This window comes from Streptomyces sp. NPDC045846, assembly GCF_056431605.1.
On sequence record NZ_JBWKKJ010000001.1, the window covers coordinates 891,047 to 914,447 of the forward strand.

Annotated in this window: 21 protein-coding genes; 6 read left to right on the forward strand and 15 right to left on the reverse strand. The window is 73.4% G+C overall.

Annotated elements, in window-relative coordinates; all coding sequences use genetic code 11:
- The first annotated feature begins 98 nt into the window (after positions 1 to 98).
- Positions 99 to 650 carry an MgtC/SapB family protein gene (locus tag AC07F3_RS03985; protein ID WP_479110178.1) on the forward strand — a complete coding sequence of 184 codons (552 nt, stop codon included), beginning with the start codon at positions 99 to 101 and terminating at the stop codon, positions 648 to 650.
- Here AC07F3_RS03985 and AC07F3_RS03990 read toward each other — a convergent pair.
- The 3 genes from AC07F3_RS03990 to AC07F3_RS04000 form a co-directional block, all read right to left on the reverse strand.
- Positions 613 to 1,662, reverse strand: coding sequence for a M4 family metallopeptidase (locus AC07F3_RS03990; protein ID WP_479110180.1), 1,050 nt, complete (start codon positions 1,660 to 1,662; stop codon positions 613 to 615). The two genes, AC07F3_RS03985 and AC07F3_RS03990, sit on opposite strands and share 38 nt — an antisense overlap.
- A gap of 108 nt (positions 1,663 to 1,770) precedes the next feature.
- Complete coding sequence (locus AC07F3_RS03995) at positions 1,771 to 2,148, reverse strand: tetratricopeptide repeat protein (RefSeq protein WP_479110612.1); 378 nt, start codon at positions 2,146 to 2,148, stop codon at positions 1,771 to 1,773.
- A gap of 108 nt (positions 2,149 to 2,256) precedes the next feature.
- Positions 2,257 to 3,084, reverse strand: a complete 828-nt coding sequence (locus AC07F3_RS04000; protein WP_479110182.1) for a COG4705 family protein — start codon at positions 3,082 to 3,084, stop codon at positions 2,257 to 2,259.
- A 374-nt stretch (positions 3,085 to 3,458) separates the two neighbouring features.
- Between AC07F3_RS04000 and efeU the strand changes: the two genes are divergently transcribed.
- Both efeU and efeB read left to right on the forward strand, forming a co-directional pair.
- The gene (gene efeU / locus AC07F3_RS04005; RefSeq protein ID WP_479110184.1) at positions 3,459 to 5,498 is read left to right on the forward strand and encodes an iron uptake transporter permease EfeU; all 2,040 of its coding nucleotides are present in this window, start codon (positions 3,459 to 3,461) and stop codon (positions 5,496 to 5,498) included.
- Positions 5,499 to 5,542: 44 nt separating this feature from the next.
- Positions 5,543 to 6,814 (forward strand): iron uptake transporter deferrochelatase/peroxidase subunit, encoded by a 1,272-nt coding sequence (gene efeB, locus AC07F3_RS04010; RefSeq protein ID WP_479110186.1) that lies wholly within the window; start codon positions 5,543 to 5,545, stop codon positions 6,812 to 6,814.
- A 3-nt stretch (positions 6,815 to 6,817) separates the two neighbouring features.
- On the opposite strand, the gene AC07F3_RS04015 is transcribed toward efeB, so the two are convergent.
- From AC07F3_RS04015 to AC07F3_RS04030, 4 genes are read right to left on the reverse strand one after another with little or no spacing between them, the layout of a single operon-like run.
- Positions 6,818 to 7,765, reverse strand: coding sequence for a M56 family metallopeptidase (locus tag AC07F3_RS04015; protein WP_479110188.1), 948 nt, complete (start codon positions 7,763 to 7,765; stop codon positions 6,818 to 6,820).
- A gap of 3 nt (positions 7,766 to 7,768) precedes the next feature.
- The gene (locus AC07F3_RS04020; RefSeq protein ID WP_479110190.1) at positions 7,769 to 8,152 is read right to left on the reverse strand and encodes a BlaI/MecI/CopY family transcriptional regulator; all 384 of its coding nucleotides are present in this window, start codon (positions 8,150 to 8,152) and stop codon (positions 7,769 to 7,771) included.
- 56 nt (positions 8,153 to 8,208) lie between these two features.
- Positions 8,209 to 8,958 (reverse strand): polysaccharide deacetylase family protein, encoded by a 750-nt coding sequence (locus tag AC07F3_RS04025; protein WP_479110192.1) that lies wholly within the window; start codon positions 8,956 to 8,958, stop codon positions 8,209 to 8,211.
- Positions 8,955 to 10,262 carry an MGDG synthase family glycosyltransferase gene (locus AC07F3_RS04030; RefSeq protein ID WP_479110194.1) on the reverse strand — a complete coding sequence of 436 codons (1,308 nt, stop codon included), beginning with the start codon at positions 10,260 to 10,262 and terminating at the stop codon, positions 8,955 to 8,957. Before AC07F3_RS04030 ends, AC07F3_RS04025 begins: the two co-directional genes overlap by 4 nt.
- A gap of 357 nt (positions 10,263 to 10,619) precedes the next feature.
- On the opposite strand from AC07F3_RS04030, the gene AC07F3_RS04035 reads away from it, so the two are divergent.
- Complete coding sequence (locus AC07F3_RS04035; protein ID WP_479110196.1) at positions 10,620 to 11,585, forward strand: pirin family protein; 966 nt, start codon at positions 10,620 to 10,622, stop codon at positions 11,583 to 11,585.
- Positions 11,586 to 11,610: 25 nt separating this feature from the next.
- Here AC07F3_RS04035 and AC07F3_RS04040 read toward each other — a convergent pair whose 3' ends face one another.
- Complete coding sequence (locus tag AC07F3_RS04040; protein ID WP_479110198.1) at positions 11,611 to 12,471, reverse strand: class I SAM-dependent methyltransferase; 861 nt, start codon at positions 12,469 to 12,471, stop codon at positions 11,611 to 11,613.
- Between the two features lie 771 nt (positions 12,472 to 13,242).
- Between AC07F3_RS04040 and AC07F3_RS04045 the strand changes: the two genes are divergently transcribed.
- Positions 13,243 to 14,778, forward strand: a complete 1,536-nt coding sequence (locus AC07F3_RS04045) for an FMN-binding glutamate synthase family protein (protein ID WP_479110200.1) — start codon at positions 13,243 to 13,245, stop codon at positions 14,776 to 14,778.
- Between the two features lie 160 nt (positions 14,779 to 14,938).
- Positions 14,939 to 15,598, forward strand: coding sequence for a phosphatase PAP2 family protein (locus AC07F3_RS04050; protein WP_479110202.1), 660 nt, complete (start codon positions 14,939 to 14,941; stop codon positions 15,596 to 15,598).
- 62 nt (positions 15,599 to 15,660) lie between these two features.
- On the opposite strand, the gene AC07F3_RS04055 is transcribed toward AC07F3_RS04050, so the two are convergent.
- The 7 genes from AC07F3_RS04055 to AC07F3_RS04085 all read right to left on the reverse strand — a co-directional run bounded on the left by AC07F3_RS04055 (position 15,661) and on the right by AC07F3_RS04085 (position 23,398).
- Complete coding sequence (locus AC07F3_RS04055) at positions 15,661 to 17,019, reverse strand: glutamate-1-semialdehyde 2,1-aminomutase (protein ID WP_479110204.1); 1,359 nt, start codon at positions 17,017 to 17,019, stop codon at positions 15,661 to 15,663.
- Positions 17,020 to 17,088: 69 nt separating this feature from the next.
- The gene (gene rfbC, locus AC07F3_RS04060) at positions 17,089 to 17,637 is read right to left on the reverse strand and encodes a dTDP-4-dehydrorhamnose 3,5-epimerase (RefSeq protein ID WP_479110206.1); all 549 of its coding nucleotides are present in this window, start codon (positions 17,635 to 17,637) and stop codon (positions 17,089 to 17,091) included.
- Positions 17,634 to 18,869 (reverse strand): polysaccharide pyruvyl transferase family protein, encoded by a 1,236-nt coding sequence (locus tag AC07F3_RS04065; RefSeq protein WP_479110208.1) that lies wholly within the window; start codon positions 18,867 to 18,869, stop codon positions 17,634 to 17,636. The genes rfbC and AC07F3_RS04065 overlap by 4 nt, the downstream gene beginning before the upstream one ends.
- On the reverse strand, positions 18,866 to 19,813 hold the full coding sequence (locus AC07F3_RS04070) for a glycosyltransferase family 2 protein (protein WP_479110210.1): 948 nt from the start codon (positions 19,811 to 19,813) through the stop codon (positions 18,866 to 18,868). The genes AC07F3_RS04065 and AC07F3_RS04070 overlap by 4 nt, the downstream gene beginning before the upstream one ends.
- Positions 19,810 to 21,105, reverse strand: a complete 1,296-nt coding sequence (locus AC07F3_RS04075; protein WP_479110212.1) for a hypothetical protein — start codon at positions 21,103 to 21,105, stop codon at positions 19,810 to 19,812. The genes AC07F3_RS04070 and AC07F3_RS04075 overlap by 4 nt, the downstream gene beginning before the upstream one ends.
- Complete coding sequence (locus AC07F3_RS04080) at positions 21,102 to 22,385, reverse strand: DUF4910 domain-containing protein (protein ID WP_479110214.1); 1,284 nt, start codon at positions 22,383 to 22,385, stop codon at positions 21,102 to 21,104. The genes AC07F3_RS04075 and AC07F3_RS04080 overlap by 4 nt, the downstream gene beginning before the upstream one ends.
- Entirely contained in the window at positions 22,373 to 23,398 is a 1,026-nt protein-coding gene (locus AC07F3_RS04085; protein ID WP_479110216.1) for an NAD-dependent epimerase/dehydratase family protein, read from the reverse strand. The genes AC07F3_RS04080 and AC07F3_RS04085 overlap by 13 nt, the downstream gene beginning before the upstream one ends.
- Between the last annotated feature and the right edge of the window lie 3 nt (positions 23,399 to 23,401).

Genomic DNA, 23,401 nt, shown 5'->3' on the forward strand with positions numbered 1-23,401 from the left:
TCCCCGTCCCCACGCCCCTCCGGCCTGCGGCAGCGCCTTTCGGCCCGCCGCCGGACCGGCGCGTCCGGCCGGTACCGGCCGGGTGAGAGGAGCTCCCCGTGTCCACCCTCACCACCTTCGACTTCGCCCTGCGGCTCGCCGTCGGCGTCGGCTGCGGCGCCCTGATAGGCGTCGAGCGGCAGTGGCGCGCCCGCACCGCGGGGCTGCGCACCAACGCCCTCGTCGCCGCCGGGGCCACCCTGTTCGTCCTCTACAGCGAGGCGGTCGGCGACGCGGGCAGCCCCACCCGCGTCGCCTCCTATGTCGTCTCCGGCATCGGCTTCCTGGGCGGAGGCGTCATCCTGCGCGACGGCGCCTCCGTCCACGGCCTCAACACCGCGGCCACCCTGTGGTGTTCGGCGGCGCTCGGGGTGCTCGCGGCCTCCGGACGGCTCGACCTCGCACTGCTCGGCACCGCCACCGTGCTCGCCGTGCACCTGCTGCTGCGACCGGCCGGGCGGCTGATCGACCGCGCACCCCAGCGCGACCCGGACGCCTGCGATGCCGAGGACGTGCGGGACGAGGCGCGCGCGACGGTCCCGTGCGCCCGGCCGGTCGTGGAGCGGGCCCGCGTCAGGTCGCCGGCACGCCGACCTGGGACCAGGCCTTGAGCACCGCCTGGATCTCGTCACCGTCGCCGTACAGGCCGCGCGCCGTCGCCGCGGTCAGCCGGGCGAAGTCGGCGAACTGGGCGTTCGCGCCGAGCTCGCCGCCGGTGAGGGTGGCGTACCAGATCTTCCCGGCCCGCTCCCAGGCGTTGCCGCCGAGCGCCGTGGCCACCAGGTAGAAGGCGTGGTTGGGGATGCCCGAGTTGATGTGCACCCCGCCGTTGTCGCGGCTCGTGCTCACGTAGTCGTCCATGGCGGCCGGCTGCGGGTCCTTGCCGAGCCGCGGGTCGTCGTACGCCGTGCCGGGGGCCTTCATCGAGCGCAGCGCGTCGCCGTGGACGCCGGGGCCGAGCAGTCCCGTGCCGATGAGCCAGTCGGCCCGGTCGGCGCTCTGACCCAGCGCGTACTGCTTGATCAGCGAGCCGAACACGTCGGAGACGGACTCGTTGAGCGCGCCCGACTGGCCGAAGTAGTCCAGGTTCGCGGTGAACTGCGTGACGCCGTGGGTCAGTTCGTGGCCGATGACGTCGACCGGCAGCGTGAAGTCGAGGAACAGCTCGCCGTCGCCGTCGCCGAACACCATCTGCTCGCCGTTCCAGAAGGCGTTGTCGTACTTCTCGCCGTAGTGCACGCTCGCGTTCAGGGGCAGCCCGGAGTTGTCGATGGAGTGGCGCCCGTAGGCCTTGAGATACAACTCGAACGTGGCACCCAGGCCCGCGTGCGCCCGGTTGACGGTGGCGTCGGCCGAGGGCCCGTCACTCTCGGCGTGCACCTTCGTGCCGGGCAGCGTCTCCTGGTGGCCGGCGTCGTAGACGGTGCGCTCGGGCCTGTCGGACGGCGTGCCGGTGGGGGCGGCCGCGCCGCGGACGGTCGTGATCCGGCGCTGGGTGCGCAGCAGCGCGTCATGTTCCAGGGTGCGGCGCGCGGGCTCGTACAGGGCGGGGTCCTCGTGCTGGGCGAGCCGGTCGAGGATGTGGGGAGGGACGACGGTGCAGAAAACGGCGGATTGGTTCATGCGGAGCAATGTCGCACAGCGTGATGGAACTGTCACCGGGCGCAGTCGAGTTGGCTGGAATGTGCTGCCCGACGGGCGCCCCTCGTCACAGAGGAGCGCCCTGTGCTATCAGGCCTGCCCGGGGGCGGGGAGGTCGCCCGCCATGGCCGCGGCCACCCGCAGGTACGGCGCCGCCTCGGCCGGGCGGCCCTGGCGCTCCAGGGTGCGGCCCAGCATGAGCAGGGCGTACCGCTCGACCGGGTCCCGTTCGAGGACCGTGCGCAGTTCCGCCTCCGCCTTCCGCAGGCGGGCCGAGTGGTAGTAGGCCCGCGCGAGCAGCAGGCGCGGCGCCACCTGCTCGGGCACCTCGGCGACCAGGCCGGCCAGGATGTCCGCGGCCGTGACGTACTCCTTGGCCTCGAAGAACATCCGGGCCCGCTCCCAGCGCTCGGCGGGGGTCCCGAACTCGTAGTAGCTGTCAGGTGCTTCACTGCGTACGGCGGTCATCGGCGCGTCCTGTCCCGGGCCCCGGATGCCGGGGCCGTGCAACCCGCTCAACACCGCGATGTTGTTGAACATTCCACCAGATCGGGGAGTGCGGGAGCGGGCCTGCGGTCAGGAGGCGGGCTGCTCGGGCGGGGTGTCCTTGTGGCTGACCGCCAGGTAGGCGACCAGGGCCACGATCGGGACGATCAGGGCCAGCGTCACCGGGCCGGTGCCCCAGCCGAGCCCGTCGCGACTGGTGGGGACGCCCATCCAGTCGGCGAAGGACGCGCCGAGCGGCCTGGTCAGGACGTAGGCCCACCAGAAGGCGGCCACCGCGTTGAGCCCGAGGAAGCGGCCGGACAGGGCGGGCACGGAGATCAGGGCGGCGAAGAGGAAGCCCGACGCCAGGTAGCCGAGCTTGAGCGTGCCCGCCGTCAGGTCGCCGACCGCGGTGCCCAGCGCGAAGGTCGCGAGCACGGTCGCCCAGTAGAAGACCTCGCGGCGGCGGGTGCGGATGCTGTGGATCGACAGCGTCCGCTCACTGGCGTACCAGGCGATGAGGACGGCGGCCAGCGCCACGGTGAAGGCCACCGTGGAGACCGTGTAGGGAATGCCGGCCACCACGTGCACGACGTCGGCGGCCATCGTGCCGAACACGCTGACCATCACGATCGCCGACCAGTACGTCCACGGCCGGTACCGGTCGCTGCGGAACTGCGCCACCAGCGCGATGACCAGACCCGCGAGTCCGAGCCCTCCGGCCGGGATCGGGCCGAGGGTGCGGCCGAGGAAGTCGGACGCGGTCTCGCCCATGCCGGTGGTCAGTACCTTGACGATCCAGAACAGGACGGTGACCTCGGGCACCTTGCTCCAGGCGGAGTCGCCCGAGCGGGCGGCCCGGCGGGTCCCTCCCCGTGGTGCGGGCCTGGTCGTCGCCTCGCTGCTCGGCTGCCCCATCGTCGTTCCTGCCCTCCCGGCGCAGCGCGCCCCAGCCCTCAACCACCCCTGATCCGGGCATGGTTGGGCCCATGAGTCCGATCCGGGGGTGATCGCCACCCGGTGAATGTCTACGCGACTGTAGACGATCGAGCTGTGGGGCGCGGGGGAGGGGTGGTGCGGAGCCCGGGTCGTCGCGCGCGGGGCGGGGGCCGCCCGCAGTGGGGCGACGGTCTCCGCGGCCCCGTGCCCGGCCGGTGGGGCCGCGGCCGCCGCCCGGCCACTCATGGAAACCACTTGACTACACCCGTGTAGACGCCTCACAGGCTCTGTGATTAAGGTATGCCTTCGCTAACTGAGGCGAGGCACGCCTTTGCAGGGCTGGGGAGAACGGCATGTGGGACGACGCGTTTCCAAGCTTCTTGATCGGATTGAGGGAGGGCCTTGAGGCAGGGCTGATCGTCTCGATCCTGGTCGCGACACTGGTGCGCGCCGAGGCCAAGTCCCGGCTGCCCCAGGTGTGGACCGGCGTGCTCGCCGCGGTCGCGCTGGCGATGAGCTTCGGCGCGGTGCTCACCTTCACCGCCGCCAGCATGTCCGGGACCGCCCAGGAAGCCTTCGGCGGCACGCTCAGCGTGGTCGCCGTCGCCTTCGTCACGGCGATGGTGTTCTGGATGCGCCGCTCGGCCCGCAGTCTCTCCGGCGAGATCAAGGAGAAGGTCACCGGAGCGCTGGCCATGGGCGCGGGCATGCTCGTGGTCACCTCGTTCCTCGCGGTCGGCCGTGAGGGTCTGGAGACCGCCCTGTTCCTGTGGACCACGGCCCGCGCGGCCGGTGAGTCCGCGGGCCCGATGATCGGCGCCGGGGTCGGCATCGTCATCGCCGCCGGACTCTGCTGGGGGCTGTACCGCCGGGTCCTGAAGATCAACCTCACGAAGTTCTTCACCGCCACCGGAGCCGTGCTCATCGTCATCGCCGCGGGAGTGCTCGGCTACGGACTGCGGGACCTCCAGGAGGGCGGGGTGCTGCCCGGCAAGTCCGCGTACGCCGTCGACCTGAGCCAGAGCATCGACCCGGGCGCCTGGTACAGCACCCTCGTCCAGGGCGTGTTCAACCTGACGCCGACCATGACCTGGCTCCAGGTCGTCGCCTACGTCGGCTACCTCGCCGTCGTGATGACCCTGTTCGTCCGGGGCGTGCGCACGGCGGCCGTGAAGCCCGCGAAGGCCGGGGAACCCGCTGAGAGCGAGCCCGCGCCGACCGGGTCGCCCGCGCGGCGGCGCCCCGCCTGGGTGGTCCCGGTCGCGGTCGTCGCCGTACCCGCCGTCGTCGCGGGCGCCGTCGTGGCCCTCAGCGGGTCCAAGCCCGCCGACGCCCAGACCGTCGCCGTGTCCGAGAAGGAGTGCGGCAAGGGGTTCAGCGCGCCCAAGCCGGGCCGCCAGACCTTCCAGATGCACAACACCGGCGACAAGGCCTCCGAGGTCTACCTCATCGACCCGGCGAGCAACGCGGTGTACGGCGAGATCGAGGGGCTCGCCCCCGGCACCACCCGCGACCTCGTCGCCACCGTGGCGGGCGGCTCCTACGCCTGGCGCTGCGTGCCGACCGGAGGCAAGGCCGTCACCTCCGCCTCCGTACGCGTCAGCGGCGGCGGCGCGGCCAAGGCCGTCGTGCCGGTCTCCGAGGCCGACCTGGCCGCGCCCCTGGCCGCGTACAAGAGTTACGTGAACCAGAACCTCGCCACCCTGGTCGCCCAGACCAAGCAGCTCAGCGACGACATCGCGGGCGGCAACCTGGACGCCGCCCGTACCGACTGGCTCACCACGCACCGCACCTACTCCTCGCTCGGCGCCGCCTACGGCACCTTCCAGGACTTCGACAAGAAGATCAACGGGCGCACCGCGGGCCGCCCCGACGGCGTGAACGACAAGGACTTCACGGGCTTCCACCGCGTCGAGTACGGCCTGTGGCACGGCCAGTCGGCGGGCGACCTCGCCGCCCCCGCGGCGCGCCTCGCCGAGGACGCGGCCGGCCTCCAGAAGGCGTTCCCCACCCAGGACTTCGACCCGGGCGACCTGCCGCTGCGCACCCACGAGATCCTGGAGAACACCCTCCAGTTCGAGCTGACCGGCGATGCCGACCAGGGCAGTGGAACCTCCCTGGCCACCGCCGACGCCAACCTCGCCGGCACCCGCGAACTCCTCGGCGTCCTGCGCCCGCTGCTCGCCTCCCGCGACGCCCGGCTCCTGCCCAGGATCGACGGCGACATCGACCGGGTGCAGAAGCTACTCAACGCCGCCCACCACGACCAGAGCTGGACGCCCGTCGACAAGCTGGACGCCGCCGCCCGCACCCGGCTCAACGGCGCGACCGGCCAGCTCCTCGAGGACCTGGCCCCGGTGCCGGACCTCCTGGAGATCCGGAAGTCCGCCTGATGCCCACCGAACGACCTGCCACACGCCCCGAAGGGAACCCCGACATGCCCGCCGAAACCCCCGCCCCGCACGGCGGTTGCCCCGCCGGACGGCGCTCGTTCGTCAAGACGGCCCTGGGCGCGGGCGCGGCCGGTGCGGTCCTGGCCGGCGGAGGATTCGCGCTCAGCCAGGCCGGTACGGCCCCGGCGCACGCGGACGCCACCACCGACGGCGGCACGGTCCCCTTCCACGGCGCCCACCAGGCGGGCATCCTCACCCCGCAGCCCGCGGCCGCCACCTTCGTCTCCCTCGACGTCATCGCCGAGAGCCGCAAGGACCTCGGCGACCTGCTGCGCACCATCACCGAACGGGCCCGCTTCCTGACCGCGGGCGGCGCCCCCGCCGACCTCGGCGTCGGCGCCCCGCCGTCCGACAACGGCATCCTCGGGCCCGTCGTGCCCGCCGACGAGCTGACCGTCACGGTCGGCGTCGGCGCCTCGCTCTTCGACGACCGCTACGGGCTCGCCAAGGCCAAGCCGGTGCGCCTCACGCCCATGCGGACCTTCCCCAACGACAACCTCAAGGCCGCCGAATGCCACGGCGACCTCTCGCTCCAGATCTGCGGCGCCCGCCAGGACGTGGTCCTGCACGCCCTGCGTGACATCGCCCGGCACACCCGCGGCGCCATGCAGATCAAGTGGCGCATCGACGGCTTCCAGAACGCGCCGCGCCCCACCGGCGCCCAGCGCAACCTGCTCGGCTTCAAGGACGGCATCGTCAACCCGGACGTGAAGTCCGCGCGCGAGACCGACCGGCTGATCTGGGTCGGCGACGCGCTGGGCGAGCCCTCCTGGGCGGTCGGCGGCAGCTACCAGGTCATCCGCGTCATCCGCATGCTCGTCGAGTTCTGGGACCGGGTCTCGCTCACCGAGCAGGAGAAGATGTTCGGCCGCCGCAAGGACACCGGCGCCCCGCTCGACGGCGCCACCGAGACCGACATCCCCAACTACGCCAAGGACCCGCACGGCACCGCGATCCCGATGGACGCGCACATACGCCTCGCCAACCCCAGGACCGCGGAAACCGACAACACCCGCCTCCTGCGCCGGGGTTACAACTACGACCGGGGCATCGACAACGTCGGCAACCTCGACATGGGCCTGGTCTTCTGCAGCTACCAGCAGGACGTCAAGCGGCAGTTCGAGGCGACCCAGGAGCGGCTCATCGACGAGCCGCTCGTCGACTACATCTCCCCGACCGGCGGCGGCTACTTCTACGCCCTGCCGGGCGTGCGGGACTCCTCCGACTGGCTGGGCCGGGGCCTGCTGGCCACCTGAGGCTCAGCCCTCGTGGTGACGGTGGTGGTGGGGCCGCCCGGCCGCGTACGCGTGGCCGGGCGAGGCGGTGTCGAAGAGCTGGTCCATGTCGTCGGCGGACAGCGCCAGGCTGAAGCAGCAGATCACCATGAGCAGCGCGTGCGCCACGACCAGGTCGCGGCGGAAGGGCGGCGGCGGAGCGAGCAGCGCCCGGACGCGCTGCGGTACGGGACCGCCGGTCGCGGCGAGCGAGTGGCGCGGCGCCCGCTTGGCCGCGAGGGCCGCCCGCGCGACCGCCCGGGCCACCAGCGTCCGGTCGCCCACCAGGGCGCCGGCCTCCTCGTCGGCCCAGCGCTCCACCGCGAAGCCCCCGGCCCGCGCGACCGGCCGCAGCATCGGATCGAGCGCCGCCGCCAGGCGCAGCACCAGCAGGAACACATGGTGGCGGTGGCGCAGATGGGCCCGCTCGTGCGCGAGCAGCGCCGTGCGCTCGTCCGTGCTCAGGGCCCGCAGCATCCCGGACGAGACCACGACGCGTCCGGGGGACCCCGGCAGCGCGAACGCCTGCGGTACGGGGTCGTCGACCACCGCCAGTTCGCTGCCCGCCGGCAGCGCGCGGCACTCGCGGCGGGCCGCCAGCCACACCACGCCCTGCCGCCAGGCGCTCACCGCCAACGCGCCCGCACAGCCGGCCACGGCCAGCGCGCAGACCGCCGCGACCAGCCGGTTGACCGGGGTGTGCGCCGCCAGCAGACCGGGCGACCACTCACCCTCCGCGGCCACGGCCGGGATCTGCCCGATGAGCGTGAACGCCATCATGCCGAGGGCGCCCGCCGTGCCGACCGCCGCGACCAGCGAGGTCAGCGTCAGGAGCCAGGCCGCCATGCGCGGCGGCAGCCGGCCACCGGCCCAGGGCGCCACGAGCGCGAGCACCGCGCTGACCACAAGGGGGGTGCAGAGGGCGAGGCGCACCGCTCAGCCCTCCTTGTGCCCGCGCAGCAGCTGCTCGAGGATCTCTTCGTCCTCGGTGCCCAGTTCGGACACGAACCGGGCGAGCACCGCCGCCCGGTCGCCGCCTTTCTCCAGCAGTGCCCGCATGCCCGCGGCGGCGTGCCCCGCCTCGTCCCGCACGGGGGAGTAGAGGTAGCCCCGGCCCGCACGCTGCCGCGTGACCAGGCCCTTCTCGTACAACCGGGACAGGATGGTCAGGACCGTGGTGTAGGCGGGGTCACCGGCGACGCGCTCGCGGACCGTGCCGGCGGCCGCGGGCTCCCCGGCCGCCCAGAGCGCGGCCAGTACCTCGTTCTCCAGCTCACCGGGCGCCCGCCGCCCGGCCGTTCCGGCGCCGTCGTCCGCCACGTTCGTACCCCTTCGTCCCTGCCGCGCCCGGTGGCCACCGGGCGGGACCCAAGCTACTACGCCGCGTAGAGGCGCTCGCAGCCGTGGTCGCGCAGCGGTCCGGTGCGCCAGCCCCGGTCCCGCCAGGCGTCGAGGAGCCCTGGGAGCGCGCCCAGGGTGGTGCGCCACGAGCCGGTCGCGGACGTGCAGTCGGAGTCGTGCAGCAGCACGGTGCCGCCACCGCGCAGCGAGCGCATCACCGTGTCGTGCACCGAGCGCGGTGTCGCCCGTCGGCGCCAGTCCTCGCCCCACGCCGTCCACAGGACGGGCGTGAGTCCGAGGTCGTGGCAGGCCAGGTGGGCCCCTGTGCTCATGACCCCGTACGGCGGCCGGAAGAGCCGGGGGCGTTCGCCGGTGACCTCGCCGACCAGGTCGCGGGCGCGTTCGAGGTCGTCCCGGGTGGCGCGGGGGCCGCGCAGCACCAGGGGGCGGTGCGCCCAGCCGTGCACCCCGATCTCGTGTCCGGCGGCCGCCATCTCCTTGGCGAGCCCCGGCGAGCGGGCGAGCATCGAGCCGAGCAGGAAGAACGTGGCCCGCACGCCCTCCCGTTCGAGGAGCCGGAGGAAGTGCGGCGTCGACAGGTGGTCGGGTCCGTCGTCGAAGGTCAGCGCGATGTGGTCCGGGTGACCGACGCCGGACAGGCCGGGCATGGTCCGGTTGCGCACGGGGCCGAGGGCGGAGACGGCCGGCGCCGCGTGCGCGACGGCGAGCGCGGGCAGCGTTCCCGCCGCGACGAGCAGCGCGGCCCTGGCGGTACGTGAACTCACAGTTCGCACCTTTCGAAGAAGCTGTGGGCGAGGTGGGGCAGCCGCCCGCCGTCGGACTCGTAGGCGTGGGCGAGCGGCGCCCCGACGCCGAGCGAGAGGGCCGCGGTGAGCGTGGCGGCCGCCAACTTGCCCCGGGATACGGCGCGTTGGCGTCTTCGGGCGGCCTGCGGTCGGGGGAGGGCCGCGGCGGCGATGACGGCCGCCGGGCCGGGGTCGGGTGATACGAGGGCGAGCCCGGCCGCCCGCTGGCGCTCCCCGAGCGGTCCCTTGACGAGGCCGGACAGTACGGAGGTGAGGTGCTCGGGTCCGCGTATCCACACGGCGAGCCCCGCCTCGTCCAGGGCGGCCGCATTGGTCTGCCCGTGCCCCGGTATGCACCGGTAACTGGCCACGGGCAGCCCGCTGGCGAACGCTTCGAGCGAGGTGAGGCCCCCGGCGTTCTGGACGAGCACGTCGCAGGCGTGCATCAGCCGCGGCATGTCCCCGATCCACTCGTGGACGTACCGGAACCCGTCCGCGCGCAACTGTTCGGCGAGGGCGGTGTTGCGCCCGCACACGATCACCGGCTCGGCGGCGGCGCTGTCCCGTATCTCGGCGGCCGACTCGCGCACCGGTCCCACGCCCCAGGATCCCGCCACCAGGAGGGCGAGCGCGGCGTCCTGGGGGAGCCCGAACAGGTCGCGGGCGTCGCGGCGTTCGGCCTCGTCGGCCGCGGCGAAGCGGGGTCCGGTCACCGGCCCGGTCACCCGCACCCCGGCCGCGCCGAGCGCGGCGGCCTGCGCGGCCGGGACCGGGTGCGCGGCGAGGTGTGCGTCGATGCCGGGAGCGACCCACAGGGGGTGGACCGAGAAGTCGGTGAGATAGGTGAACACGGGAACGCCCAGGCGCCCGTCGCGCCGCAGCGCGCCCAGCACCTGACTGGCGAGCGGATAGGTGGACACGACCGCCTGCGACCGTGCCCCGACCGCCCGGAGCGTGCGCCTCTCGGCGCCGCGGAGCAGGGCGCGGACGACCGGGCCCGGGGCGCCGGAGCGTTCGGTGGCGGCGTAGATCCGCTGGTAGCCGGAGGGTGCGCTGGTGAGCAGCCGGTGGTACACCCCGGCCAGGACGCGGCCGAGCCGGGCCGGCAGCAGGTTGAGGAAGTCGTGCCGGTCGACCCGGAACCCGTCCGCCTCCAAGCGCAGGGCGAGCGCGTCGGCGGCGCCGTCGTGCCCCGCGCCCACGCTCGCGGACACGATGGTGATCCGGCCGCCGCGGGGCGGGCCGAGGGGCCGGAGGTCGTCCGGGATGTCACAGCGGGGCACAGCCGATCAGCCTCCTGAAGAGCACGCGGAACACCGCCTCCACAGAACGCGGCCTCGGGGCGCGGCGGGGGCTGCCACGAGAACCTACTACATGATGTAGAACATCGGGTGGGGCGGGCACGGGATGCCAGGAGTGCGCGGGCGGTCGGGCCGTGCGGCCCGGTGGGAAAGGACGGGGCGGGGACGGCGCAAGGCGGCGGGGGTGACGGACAGGTGCCGGACGCGTAAACGAACGCCCGCCCGTCCGTGCTCGTCTGACCTGCTGAAAGGTGAAGGGCTGCGGGCTGTCGCCGTGACCTGGCAGGGTGGTGGCAGGAACCGGGGGCTCCGTGCCCCGCGAGGGAATAGGTTGACCGCATGAGCAATCTCGATCGCCAGCCCGCGCTCTCCGTCTGTGGTGGACGCGGCTTCGTCGTGGCCGAGCCGGTGCGCGAGCTTCTCTCGCCGCGCACCGTGCAGCTCGGCGAGTCCACCGAGGTGCGCAGGCTGCTGCCGAACCTGGGCCGCCGGATGGTCGGGGCCTGGGCGTTCGTCGACCACTACGGCCCCGACGACATCGCCGACGAACCCGGCATGCAGGTGGCGCCCCACCCCCACATGGGCCTGCAGACCGTGAGTTGGCTGCATCAGGGCGAGGTGCTGCACCGCGACAGCCTGGGCAGCCTCCAGACCGTACGCCCCCGGGAGCTCGGCCTGATGACCTCCGGCCGCGCCATCAGCCACTCCGAGGAGACCCCCAGGTCGCACAGCCGCTTCCTGCACGGGGCCCAGCTGTGGGTCGCCCTGCCCGACGCCCACCGCCACGTCGAACCGCACTTCCAGCACCACGCGGACCTGCCCCACGCCACCGCGCCCGGCGTCGACGCGACCATCATCCTGGGCGAACTCGACGGCGCCGTGTCACCGGGCAGCACGTACACCCCGATCGTCGGCGCCGACCTGACCCTGGCTCAGGGCGCCGAGGCGCGGCTCCCGCTGAACCCCGACTTTGAGTACGCCGTCCTCGCCATGGCGGGCGAGGCCCACGTGGACGACGTACCGGTGCTCCCCGGCTCCATGCTGTACCTGGGCTGCGGCCGCACCGAGCTCCCGCTGCGAGCCGCCTCCGACGCCTCCGTGATGCTGCTGGGCGGCGAGCCCTTCGAGGAGGAGATCGTCATGTGGTGGAACTTCGTGGGCCGTTCCAACGAGGAGATCCACCAAGCCCGTTCGGACTGGATGAACGGTGACCGCTTCGGCGAGGTGAAGGGCTACGACGGTGCCCCGATCCCGGCTCCGGCCCTGCCCGGGGTGCCGTTGAAGCCGCGGGGGCGGGTCCGCTGAGCCGGGCGGGCGCCTGAGCGCCCGGTCAGTGTGCGGGGCCGGGTTCCCCGCGCCGCGCGGTCACCAGGTAGGCGGTGCCCAGCCAGCGCAGGGCGCCCCGGCTCACCGTCCTTTCCGGATGGTCGCGCCACGTCTGGTTCCGGCGGCGGACCGGTCGGTCCAGCGGCGGGACCAGAAGGGTCACGTCGTAGTGGACCGAGTCCCGCGGCGTCAGCCCGGCGTCCCGCATCATCCGGCGGAGCCGGGCCAGGCGGACCGCCCGTATGCCGGACACGGCCGCCGCGTGCCGCGCTGTGCCGAACAGGCCCTCGATCCGGCCGAGTACGCGCACCAACGGCCAGTGGACGAACCATTCGACCAGGCGGTACGGGCTCAGCGGATTGAGCATCGTCACCACGACCAGGCCGCCCGGCCGCACCACCCGTGCGATCTCGCGCAGCCCGGCGACGGCGTCGGCGTACTCCAGGACGCCCATGGCCACGACGACATCGAAGTGCCGGTCGGGGAACGGCATGTCCTCGACGCGCGCCACGCGCAGCTCGACGTTGCCGAAGCCCCTCGTCCGGGCGGCGGCGACGTCGATCATCGCCGCGGAGCGGTCACAGCCGGTGATCCGGAAATCCTCCGGGCGGAGGTCCAGCAGACGTCGTATCAGCATGCCCGGCCCGCAGCCCACGTCCAGCAGACGGCCGTGCGGGGCGTCGCGAAGTGCCGCGTCGACCACGTACAGCCGGGACCAGTAGTAGCGCGTGGCCGGCCGGTGGCCCTCGTACGACTCGGCGTAGCGCGTCGCATCCTCCGGCGTCAGATACTGCGAGGCCACGGCGGCGTCGCGGGCCGCTCTGCCCGTACCGCGATTCGCCCGTGCCGTCTTGGCAGACGTCATCACTGCTCCCAGGGCTGATGCAAGGTCCAGTGGGGGTGTTGCAGGCCTGGTCGGGACCCGTGACGGACACGGCGAGGCTCCGGTGCGCGGACGGTCACGGGGGTGGGGCAGGCGTCCACGCTAGGGAGACGGGCGTGGGTCCCTCGAGGGGAAAACGAGTCGGTTTCGGGTACGGCCTTGGCCCCGGCCGGGGGGAGAGGTCCCGGCGCGGGAGGCGGGAGCGGAGCAATTGACGGGGGCATCGTCCGTGGGCAAGCGGAGAGGTTCGCGCAGTTCGCCGGGCGGGGGACGGCCGCGCGGGTCGACCGCCGAAGGCTGCGGGGCGCGCTGACCGGTACTGGCGGTCACGGCCGGCCCGGGTTCGCGCGGGGGAGCGTCGAGAGGGTGGGCGACCACGCAAAGGAGGCAAGGCCGCTGGCCGGGACCCCAACCGCCGTGTGTACCAAGGGAGTTGGCCGAACATGGTGCCTGGGGGTGGCCGGGTGGGCGGGTCCCGTCGTGCCGCGTCCGCGACGGGCGCCCGGGCTGGATCGCCTGTGCCGTCGGGCGGTTGGCCCGGATCGGAACCGGCGGTCGTGGCCGCCGATCCGGGATCGGTAGGCTGAGGTTCATGATCGAGGCATGCCTCGTCATCGCCACCGGCAGGCACCGCCGAACCCAGGGCGCGGGGGCGCCGGGAGTCACTGCAACACAAGGAGCCGTGGACGGAGCGTCCATGGCCGGGGTCGGTCGCGCGATCGGTGCGATGCGTCACGAGGGAGAGGAACGTCCATGCGGGCTCGAAGCATAGGTGCGGCGGCCGCCACAGCGTTGGCGCTGGTGGCCGCGAGGGACCTGGTCCAGAAGAAGCACGCGCTGCTCCGGAACTTTCCCGTGATCGGGCACGCCCGGTACATGCTGGAGACCATCGGGCCCGAACTGCGCCAGTACGTCGTGACGTCCAACGAGGAAGAGCGTCCGTTCAGCCGGGACCAGCGCACCTGGATCTACGCGTCGGCGAAGGGCGAGAACAACTACTTCGGGTTCGGCACCGACATGGACGTCGAGCATGTGCAGGGGCACGCGTATGTGAAGCAGCGCACCTTCGCGGGCCCGCTGCCCGATCCGCACGACCTCCAGGCTCCGCTGCCCTCGGCCAAGGTGCTGGGCGGCCCGCGCGGGCGCGCCAAGGCGTTCCGGCCGGCGAGCGTGGTGAACATCTCGGCGATGAGCTTCGGGTCGCTGTCCGGTGCGGCCATCACTGCGCTCAACAAGGGTGCCGCGCTGGCGGGCACCATGCAGAACACGGGCGAGGGCGGTCTCTCGCCGTACCACCGCAACGGGGGTGACCTGATTCTGCAGATCGGCACCTCGTACTTCGGCTGCCGCAACGAGGACGGCACCTTCAGCCTGGACGCGCTCAAGAAAGTGGTCGCCGGGGCGCCGGTCAGGGCGATCGAGATCAAACTCTCCCAGGGCGCCAAGCCGGGGCTCGGCGGGATGCTGCCGGGTGCCAAGGTGACGTCCGAGATCGCCGAGATCCGCGGCATCCCGGCAGGGAAGGACTGTGCCTCGCCCTCTCGGCACACCGCCTTCCACGACGTCGACTCCATGCTCGACTTCGTGGAGTTGCTCGCGGCCGAGACCGGTCTGCCCGTCGGAATCAAGAGTGCCGTCGGGGACATGGCGTTCTGGCAGGAGCTGGCCACCCTCATGGCGCGCGGCGACCGCGGGGTCGACTTCATCACCGTCGACGGCGGCGAGGGCGGTACCGGGGCAGCCCCGCTGATCTTCTCCGACTCTGTGTCGCTGCCCTTCCGGATGGGCTTCTCCCGCGTCTACGGCACGTTCGCCGAGCGGGGGCTGACCGACGACGTGACGTTCATCGGCTCGGGCAAGCTCGGTCTGCCCGAGAACGCGGTCGTCGCCTTCGCCCTCGGCGTCGACATGATCAACGTCGGTCGCGAGGCGATGCTGTCCATCGGCTGCATCCAGGCGCAGAAGTGCCACACCGACAAGTGCCCCACCGGTATCGCGACCCAGGACCCGTGGCTGACGCGGGGCATCGACGCGCCGTCCAAGGCCGCGCGCGCCGCCGTGTACCTGCGCACCCTGCGCAAGGAACTGCTGAAGGTCTCGGGCGCCGTCGGCGTCGCGCACCCGGGACTCATCACCACCAACGACATCGAGATCATGAACGGCGACTACGAGGCCCGCACCCTGGCCAGTGTCTACGGCTACAAGGAGGGCTGGGGCGAGCTCGGCCCGGAGCGGGCCCGGGAGATCACCAGCCTGCTCACCCAGGCCCCGGACCCGGTCCAGAAGTGAGGTGGGCGGCGGGCTGACCGCGCCGGGGCCGCCACCCACGGCTGCATCGACGGTCCGCGCGTTCCCAGCGGCATCGACGTCGACTCGCCGGACGGGTTAGCCTGCGGTGCCCGGGCGGCCTCGATCTCCAGCGGGCCTGGGGCCGGTGAGGGGGTGGGGGATGAGCGGGCGGCCCGGGGCCGTGGTGCTGCCGTCGTCGTTGCGTGCCCCGCTCGGGCTGTTGGGGGTGCTCGCCACGCTCGTGGTCGTCACGCTCGGCGTTCTGTACGCCGGTCGTCACACGCCCGGCAGGGTGGACAGGTGGATCCTGCCCGCGGTGGACGGAGTGCGGCCGCCGTGGCGGTCGGTCGCGCTGGCCCTGGACTTCCTGGGGGAGCCCGCCGGAGCGGTGATGGTGGTCGCCGTCGCCGCGGCGGGCTGCCTGCTCGTGCGGCTTCCCCGCGCGGCCGTGCTCGTCGTGTCCGGCGTCTGCCTCGCCGTCGGGACGGCGACCCTGCTCAAGCACCTGGTGGGGCGCACCATCCACGGCGACGGCAACCTGTCCTACCCCAGCGGGCACACCGCCTTCGCCACCTCGCTCGCCCTCGCGGTGGCGCTGCCCGCGGCCGGAAGGTTCGGCCTCGGCAGGACGGCGGGCACTCTGCTCGTGCTCGCCGCGGCGCTGGCCGCCGGCGCCGCCATGGGCTGGGCACAGGTCGCCCTGGGCGCGCACTACCCGACCGATGTCCTCGGCGGCTGGTGCACCGCGCTGGTGGTGGTCCCGGCGACCGCATGGCTGGTCGACCGGGCGGCCGACCCCCGTCGACGACAGCAGCGTTGACTGCGCTGACCGTTGCTTGCTCCAACTCCCTTCTTATATACGGCTATTGACGGGTGCTCACCTCAGGCGCGGCGGCGGAACACCGGCTTCACCGGGCGTCCGCCCAGCCAGGGAGTCGGGTCGGCCGCTTCGAGGGCTTTGCGGTACACGGCGCACGCCTGAGCCACCACGTCCACGGTGCGGTCGATGTCGCTCTCGTCGAGCGCGCTGCTCACCACGAACGACGGGGCCAGCACGCCGCCCGCGAGGAGCTGGCGCAGGAACAGGGTGCGGTACCGCTGCGACGGCTGCCGGTGCTCGTCGAGGGTGGCGAAGACCAGGTTGCTCGCCCGGCCCCGGACGGCGAGGTGGTCGCCGACGCCCATGCTCGCCGCCGCGGCCCGGACTCCGGCGGCCAGCCGCTCGCCGAGGGCGTGCAGCCGCGCGGTGACGCCCTCCTCGGCATACGTGGTCTGCACGGCCATGGCGGCGGCCAGCGAGTGGGTCTCCGCACCGTGCGTGGTGGACAGCAGGAACACCCGCTCGCCCTCGTGGCGCAGCCCGCCCAGCTCCATCAGCGCGCGGCGTCCCGCCAGCGCGGAGACGGCGAATCCGTTGCCCAGCGCCTTGCCGAACGTGGAGAGGTCGGGGACCACGCCGTACAGCCCCTGGGCGCCCGCCTCGGACCAGCGGAAGCCGGTGATCATCTCGTCGAAGATCAGCACGCAGCCGTGCCGGTCGGCCAACTCCCGCAGCCCGGCGAGGTATTCGGCCGTGGCATCGACCGCGATCGCACCCGATTGGGGGGCGTGGGTGGCGGGTTCGAGGATCAGGCAGGCGACCTCGTCCCGGTACCGGGTCAGCACCTCCTCCGTGGCCGCCAGGTCCCCGTACGGGAACGTCAGGGTGAGCTCGCCGGTCGCGGCGGGGATGCCGGCGGACATCGGGGTGGTGGCGATGAACCAGTCGTCGACGGAGAAGAACGGATGGTCGCCGCAGACGGCCACCCGGGTGCGCCCGGTGGCGGCGCGGGCCAGACGCACCGCGGCGGTGGTGGCGTCGGAGCCGTTCTTGGCGAACTTCACCATCTCGGCGGTCGGCACGGTGGCCAGGAAGCGTTCGGCGGCCTCGACTTCGACGACGGACGGCCGGACGAAGTTGCTGCCGCGCTCCAGTTCCCGCCGCACCGCCTCGGTCACCCGGGGGTGGGCGTGGCCGAGGCTGACCGAGCGCAGGCCGGAGCCGTATTCGATGTAGCGGTTGCCGTCGACGTCCCAGACGTGGGCGCCGCGGCCGTGGCTGATGACGGGGGCCAGGTGCTCGGGGTACTGGTCGTCGCCCTTGGCGTAGGTGTGCGCGCCGCCGGGGATCATCGCGTGCAGGCGCTCGTTGGCCAGGCGCGACCGGGGCAGGGCGAACTCTTCGGTGGGTTCGGTGTCCACGCCGACCTCGACTCTCCTTGTACGTAAGGTCACTTGGTGTCACTTGTCCGCTCGTTCACGGGCTCCGCTTCAGGGCAGCTGCTTGAGGACCTCGGCCAGGCCCGGCGCCCTGCGGTCCCGCTCGGACATCGAGGTGACCGGCAGCGGCCACGCGATGGCGAGTTCCGGGTCGTCGAAGGCGATCGTCACGTCCTCGACCGGATCGTGCGGGCGGTCGATCCGGTACGAGACGTCGGCGGTGCCGCTCAGCGCCTGGAAGCCGTGCGCGCACCCCGCCGGGACGTACACGCTCACCTGCGTCTCGTCGGACAGCTCGAAGACGGCCACGTTGCGGTACGTCGGCGAGTCCGCCCGCAGGTCCACGACGACGTCGAAGACGCTGCCGTACGAGCACCGCACCAGCTTGGCCTCGCCGGCGCCGGAGCGCAGGTGCAGACCGCGCAGCACGCCCCGGGCCGAGCGGGACACGCTGTCCTGGACGAAGGCGTCCGGGTCGAGGCCCACCGAGCGGACCACGTCGGCGTCGAAGGTGCGGCAGAAGAAGCCGCGTTCGTCGGCGTACGGTGTCGGCTCGAACAGGTACGCCCCGTCGATCGCCGGGACCTCGGTCGCCTTCATGGTGCCTCCCGCAGGGCGTGGTGGTGGGTGGGGGCGGCCGGGAACAGGGCCGCGGTCAGGGCGGTGAACTGGTCCTCCAGGCGCCGGGTGACGGCGGCGTTCCGCTCCGCGAGGATCCGCCGCAGCTGTGCCGAGCGCCGCTCCAGCGCCCGGAACTGGTCGAGCAGCCGGTCGGCGTCGACCTCGCGGGCCGGGTGGCAGTAGGCGGCGAGCCCCATCCGCGCCATGAGCGCGTCGCTCTTGGCGGCGTAGCTGACGGCCAGCGTCGGGGTGCCGACCTTCAACGCGCAGACCAGGTTGTGGTACCGGGTCGCCACCACGGCGTCGGCGGCCGCGGTCTCCTTCATCAGGTCGGCGAGCGAGCCCGCGCTGGCCGCGGTGACGAGCGGCGAGTCCACCGCGTCCAGGATCGCGGCGACCACCGGCTCGTCGCACGCGTCGCCGGTGAGCAGCCGGACCGGCCTGCCGTCGTCGACCAGCGCGCGGACGAACCGGATCGTCCCTTCGAGGTAGCGCCGGTGGATGTCCTCGGCCCGGGCTCGGTCGTCGTCGCCGCCGTGGAAGTCCATGACGCCGACACACACCGGGCCCGGCCGGTCGCGGGGGCCGGTGGCCGCGAGCGCCGGCAGGGCGAACGCGAGGTCCGGGTAGACCTCGTCGGCCGCGGTGTCCACGCCCATCTCCCGCATCGCCGCGCGGGACGGGGCGTCCCGGTACGAGCGGTAGGCGGCGAGCCGCGCGGACCAGCGCACCAGGGTGCGCGTCGCCCGGTTCCCGATCGGGGCGGCCCCGACGCCGACCAGGGCGACCCGGGTGCCCAGCAGGCGGCCGGACGCGCACAGCAGGAACAGCGCGTACGGGAAACCCCACGGGCGCAGCGGCAGCGTGGCCTCCAGGACGCCCATGCCGGGCACGATCACCACGTCGTGCCGGCGCACCCAGGCGGCGGTGCGCACGGCGTCGAGGAGCTTGCCCAGGCCCTTGGCCGCGACCGCGCCCGCACGCGACGCGGTCCGGTACTCCCCGCGGTACCAGTGCAGTCGCGTCGCGCGGATGCCGTACCGGGCCGCGACGGTCTCGGGTCCGCCGCACAGCGCGTCCACGACCGCCCGGGGGTGCTGGGCGCGGAGATAGCCGAGCACGGCTTCGAGCGACCCGTCGTTGCCGAGGTTCCCGGAGCCCAGCAGCCCGAACACCCCGACGCGCACCGGGGTTTGGTCCGCTGCCGTCATGCGCGCCTCCCCTCCCGGCCCGCGACCAGGGCGTCGACGGACACGGTGAGCCGTCCCGGGTCGACCGGGGCCCGGTCCTCGACCCGCTCGCCCGCGCCCGGCCGGGCCCGGACGGCCATCCAGGCGGCCAGGTGGCGATAGCACGCGCGCCGGTCGGCCGCGGACAGCGGCGCCCGCCGGATCGCCGCCGCGAAGCCCCACACGTACTCGGCGAGCAGCCGGGGCGTCGGGTGCAGCGGGCCTGCGCGGCGCGGGTCCAGGTTGACGCAGCGGGAGCGTTTGGAGGGGTTCGCCCGCTCGGCGCGGGTGGGATGGTCGCGGCGGAAGTACAGCAGCTCCGGCACCTGGTGGAAGGGCCCGTTGAGGACGATCTCGGCGACGAAGGTGCGGTCCGCGTGGTGGTAGCTGTCGTGCGGCTTCACCCGGCGCAGCATGTCGGCCCGCATCACCCCGTAGAAGTCGTCGCCGCCGGGCTCGAACAGGAAGCTGCGAAAGCGCTCCGGCGCGTGCGGCGAGTCGGTGGCGATCGTGTACTCGTAGGGGACCTTCACCTGTCCCGCGCGGTCGATGACCGCCTGGCCGGAGTGCGCCAGGACCACCTCGGGCCGCTCGTCCAGCGCCTCGACGCAGCGCCGCAGCAGGTCCCGGGCGTACAGGTCGTCGTGTGAGGCCCACTTGAACAGTTCGCCGCGGCACTGGGTGAACACGTGGTTGTGGTTCGGGGCGGCGCCGATGTTGCGGGGCAGCCGGAGGTAGCGGATGCGGCTGTCCCGGGCGGCGTACTCGCGGCAGATGTCCTGGGTGGCATCGGTCGAGGCGTTGTCGCAGACGACCAGCTCGAAGTCCTCGTAGGTCTGGCCGAGCAGGGCCTCGAACGACTCGGCGAGGTACTCCTCGCCGTTGTACACGGGCAGTCCGATGCTCAGCCGGGGGTGGGCGGTCATGACGTCCTCACTTCGGGGATGGGATCGCGGTGGCGCTCGCGCAGGGCGGACCGCAGCTGGAGCCACCACACGGCCGAGCCGCTCAGCGTCGCGGCGGCGACGCCCCAGGCGGAGCCGACGGTGCCGCCCGCAGCCGCCCCGCCCAGGCCGCCGACGACGTAGCAGGCGGAGGCGAAAAGCTGGCAGCGCAGGCTGCGGCGGGCCGCGGCGAGCGCGCGCAGACCGGCCGCCGCACCGGTGCCGAGTCCGGCGCCCGCGACGCCCAGCGTGACCGGCACGATCAGGCGGGAGGCCGCGCTCCACACGTCGCCGAGCGCCAACTCGCCGAGCCGGTCCGGCATCAGGAGTAGTGCCGCGCCCCAGAGCAGCGCCGCGGCGGCCTGCGCGCCGCCCAGCAGGAGGCAGAACCCGCCGAGGCGGTGCGGGGCCCGCCGCACCACGCGCGCCGCCTCCGCGACGGTGACGAGGGAGAGCCCCATGAGCACGGCCATGAACGGGCCGAGCAGCAGCTCGGCGCCCCGGACCACGCCCACCGCGCCGACCCCGACGATGGCGCCGAGCCCGTAGGCGCGCAGCTGGCTCGCGCCGCTGACGCCGACGTTCTCGACCAGGTACCGGTAGCCGAGGTCGCGGTGCGCCCGAAGCCATGCGCGCGCACCGGACATCCGGGGCCGGATGCCGCACTGGAAGCAGCCGTAGACCGCGGCCACCGCGGCGGACGCGCCCCAGGCGAGCACGAAGGCGGCCACGCTGCCCACGAGCGCCGCCCCCACCATGGCCGGGACGAGCGCGATGCCCCACACCAGGTCGTTGACGAACGCCTTGCGCCCGGTGCCGGCGGCGAAGAACGCGTACCGCCAGGCGTCCTGCACCAAGAGCCCCGGCAGCATGACGCCGAGGCAGGCGAACGCGGTCCCCACGCTCGTGTCGAGCGCCAGGCCGACCACCAGGCACACGGCGCCGACGGCGGCGCCGACGCCGAGCGCGGTGCCCGAGGACCGGGCCACCGCCGCGCGCCAGGAAGCGGCCGGCCCACCGCTGAAGCGCACCACCAGCGGGTCGGTGGCCAGGCCGCGGGAGACGCTGAGCACCACCCCGTAGGTCACCCAGGCCAGGCTGAACACGCCGAACGCGGTCAGCCCCAGCGAGCGGGCCACGTACAGGCCCACCACGAAGTTGGACAGGCTGGACGCCGCCTGGTCGGCCAGCCCCCAGGACAGCCGGCCGACGACGGCCCGCCGGGCGGCCCCGGCCGGTCTCGTCGTCTCCCGCTCGGTGGTCACGCGCGTCATGCCTTGATCAGTCCGGCGCCCTGGAGGGCGTCGGCCGCGGCGGCGACGGCGCCGAACGGCAGCCCGGACCGCTCGGCGACGTCCAGCAGGCTGTGCTCGCCGTCGGACAGGCTCAGCGTCCACAGCATGGCCATCTGCGCCTGCTTCGCGTCGCTGCGCCCGCCGAGCGCGTCGTACAACCCGCGTCGGCCCAGCTGGGGTTCGCCGTAGGGGCTGAGGTTGAGGTAGCGCCGGTTGCGGTCCAGGACGGCGAACGCCTCGCGGCACACGGCCAGCGTGTCCGCGAGCGCGGTGGGGGAGACGAAGTCCGGGTTGTCCGCCGAGGTGTGGTACTCGGGATAGCCGGCGTACGGGGTGCGGCTGAGCGAGCCCACCCCGAGGTCGAACCCGGGCGAGCAGTACTGCCGCTCGTCGTAGCCGTACGGGGTGAACTCCGTGATCCGGTGCGGGCGTTCGGAGACGGAGAGGACGTGGCGCATCACCCGGTCGATCTCCGCGTCGCCCCGCCTGCTCTGTTTGTACGTCAGGTCGCCCCGGTCTCCGGCGCAGGCCAGCACCAGGCCGTGTTTGACCTGCCCGACGCGGTCCGCGTTGCGGGCCAGCCAGGTGATGGCCCCGATGGTGCCGGGCGCGAAGATGAACCGGTAGGTGTAGTAGGGGGTTTGCTCCGCCAGGGCCCGGGCCAGGAACACCGCCACCGCGACGCCCGCCAGGTTGTCGTTGGCCAGGGACGGATGGCAGACGTGGCAGGAGACGATCACCTCGTCGGCGGTCCGCCCGGGCACGACGTGCTCGGCGTAGGTGAGGTGGCCGTCGGCGAGGGTGGAGTCGACGCGCACCTCGTAGTCGCCGTCCGGCAGCGCGTCCAGGGTGTCCTGCGCCAGGCAGAACCCCCAGCGCGGCTCGTAGTAGCTGGTGCGGTACGGCACCCACGCCGGGTGGTCGGGCAGGGTGTGCAGATGGCCGCGCAGCTCGGCCAGCGGCAGGGTCGCCGACACCGGCACGCTGTAGCCGAGCACGTGCAGGTTGGACGCGGCGAAGTCGACCACCCGGTTCCCCGCGGCGTCGGCGATGTAGGCGTCCCGGATGTTCCACTCCTGCGGGACCGTCCAGTCGAGCACCTGGGTCCCGGTCGGCACCTCGTGCAGCTCCAACGGGACGTACTCGTCGACGATCGCGAGGGTGGCGCGCACGCCGTCGCCGGTGATGCTGCGGCACAGCGGGTACAGCCGCTCCACCAGCGCGTGCATCCGCTCGCCGACCGCGGTCACCGGCGCCACCGCAGCGTCTCGTCCACGGCCTTGGCGTCGGACGCCGCGCGCAGCACGGCGAGCCGGGTGAAGCGCCGCTCGAAGGCCTCCTGGGTCAGCCCGAACGTCCGGTAGGCGTCGGCGAGTTCGAGGGCTCCCCGCTTGACCGTCCACTCGCACTCGAAGCCCGGTACCGCGGCGCGGAAGCGGGAGAAGTCCACCCGGTAGGACCGCGGGTCGGCGCCGTGCTCCCCGGTGATCACCACCTTGGAGCCGGACACCGCCTCGGCGACCTGCCCGGCGATCTCGGCGACCGTGACGTTGTTGGTCTCGGTGCCGATGTTGAACGCCCGGTCGTGGACCGCCTCCCGGGGCGCGGTCAGCGCGGCCGCGAAGGCCCGGGCGATGTCGGCGGCGTGCACCAGCGGGCGCCAGGGGGTGCCGTCGGAGAGGACGAGCACCTCGCCGGACAGCAGCGCGTGGCCCACCAGATTGTTCAGCACGATGTCGGCGCGCAGCCGGGGGGAGTGGCCGAAGGCGGTGGCATTGCGCATGAAGACGGGGGTGAAATCGGCGTCGGCCAGCGCGTGCAGATCGTCCTCCACCCGCACCTTGGACTCCGCGTACGGGGTGACCGGGCGCAACGGGGCGTCCTCGCCCACCAGTTCGTCGCCGCCCGCCGCGCCGTAGACCGAGCACGTCGAGGCGTACAGGAAGCGCTTCACCCCGGCGTCGCGGGCCAGCCGGGCCAGGCGTACGGAGGCCTGGTGGTTGATGGCGTAGGTGAGTTCCGGGGCCAGGGAGCCCAGCGGGTCGTTGGAGAGCGCGGCCAGGTGGATCACGGCGTCCACCCCGGCCACGTGCTCGGCCGTCACGTCGCGCAGGTCGACCCGGTGCCCCGGCGGGTCCGAGGGAGGGGGGCCGAGGACGCAGTCGGCGAACAGGCCGGAGTCAAGACCGACGACCTCGTGTCCGGCGGCCGCTAGGACCGGAGCCATCACGGTGCCCAGGTAGCCCTGGTGCCCGGTGAGCAGTACGCGCAAGGT

Coding starts and splice junctions, on each gene's coding strand:
- AC07F3_RS03990 (WP_479110180.1), bottom strand. CDS start 1,662: ATGAACCAATCCGCCGTTTTCTGCACCGTCGTCCCTCCCCACATCCTC.
- AC07F3_RS03995 (WP_479110612.1), bottom strand. CDS start 2,148: ATGACCGCCGTACGCAGTGAAGCACCTGACAGCTACTACGAGTTCGGG.
- AC07F3_RS04000 (WP_479110182.1), bottom strand. CDS start 3,084: ATGGGGCAGCCGAGCAGCGAGGCGACGACCAGGCCCGCACCACGGGGA.
- efeU (WP_479110184.1), top strand. CDS start 3,459: ATGTGGGACGACGCGTTTCCAAGCTTCTTGATCGGATTGAGGGAGGGC.
- efeB (WP_479110186.1), top strand. CDS start 5,543: ATGCCCGCCGAAACCCCCGCCCCGCACGGCGGTTGCCCCGCCGGACGG.
- AC07F3_RS04035 (WP_479110196.1), top strand. CDS start 10,620: ATGAGCAATCTCGATCGCCAGCCCGCGCTCTCCGTCTGTGGTGGACGC.
- AC07F3_RS04040 (WP_479110198.1), bottom strand. CDS start 12,471: ATGACGTCTGCCAAGACGGCACGGGCGAATCGCGGTACGGGCAGAGCG.
- AC07F3_RS04045 (WP_479110200.1), top strand. CDS start 13,243: ATGCGGGCTCGAAGCATAGGTGCGGCGGCCGCCACAGCGTTGGCGCTG.
- AC07F3_RS04050 (WP_479110202.1), top strand. CDS start 14,939: ATGAGCGGGCGGCCCGGGGCCGTGGTGCTGCCGTCGTCGTTGCGTGCC.
- rfbC (WP_479110206.1), bottom strand. CDS start 17,637: ATGAAGGCGACCGAGGTCCCGGCGATCGACGGGGCGTACCTGTTCGAG.
- AC07F3_RS04065 (WP_479110208.1), bottom strand. CDS start 18,869: ATGACGGCAGCGGACCAAACCCCGGTGCGCGTCGGGGTGTTCGGGCTG.
- AC07F3_RS04070 (WP_479110210.1), bottom strand. CDS start 19,813: ATGACCGCCCACCCCCGGCTGAGCATCGGACTGCCCGTGTACAACGGC.
- AC07F3_RS04075 (WP_479110212.1), bottom strand. CDS start 21,105: ATGACGCGCGTGACCACCGAGCGGGAGACGACGAGACCGGCCGGGGCC.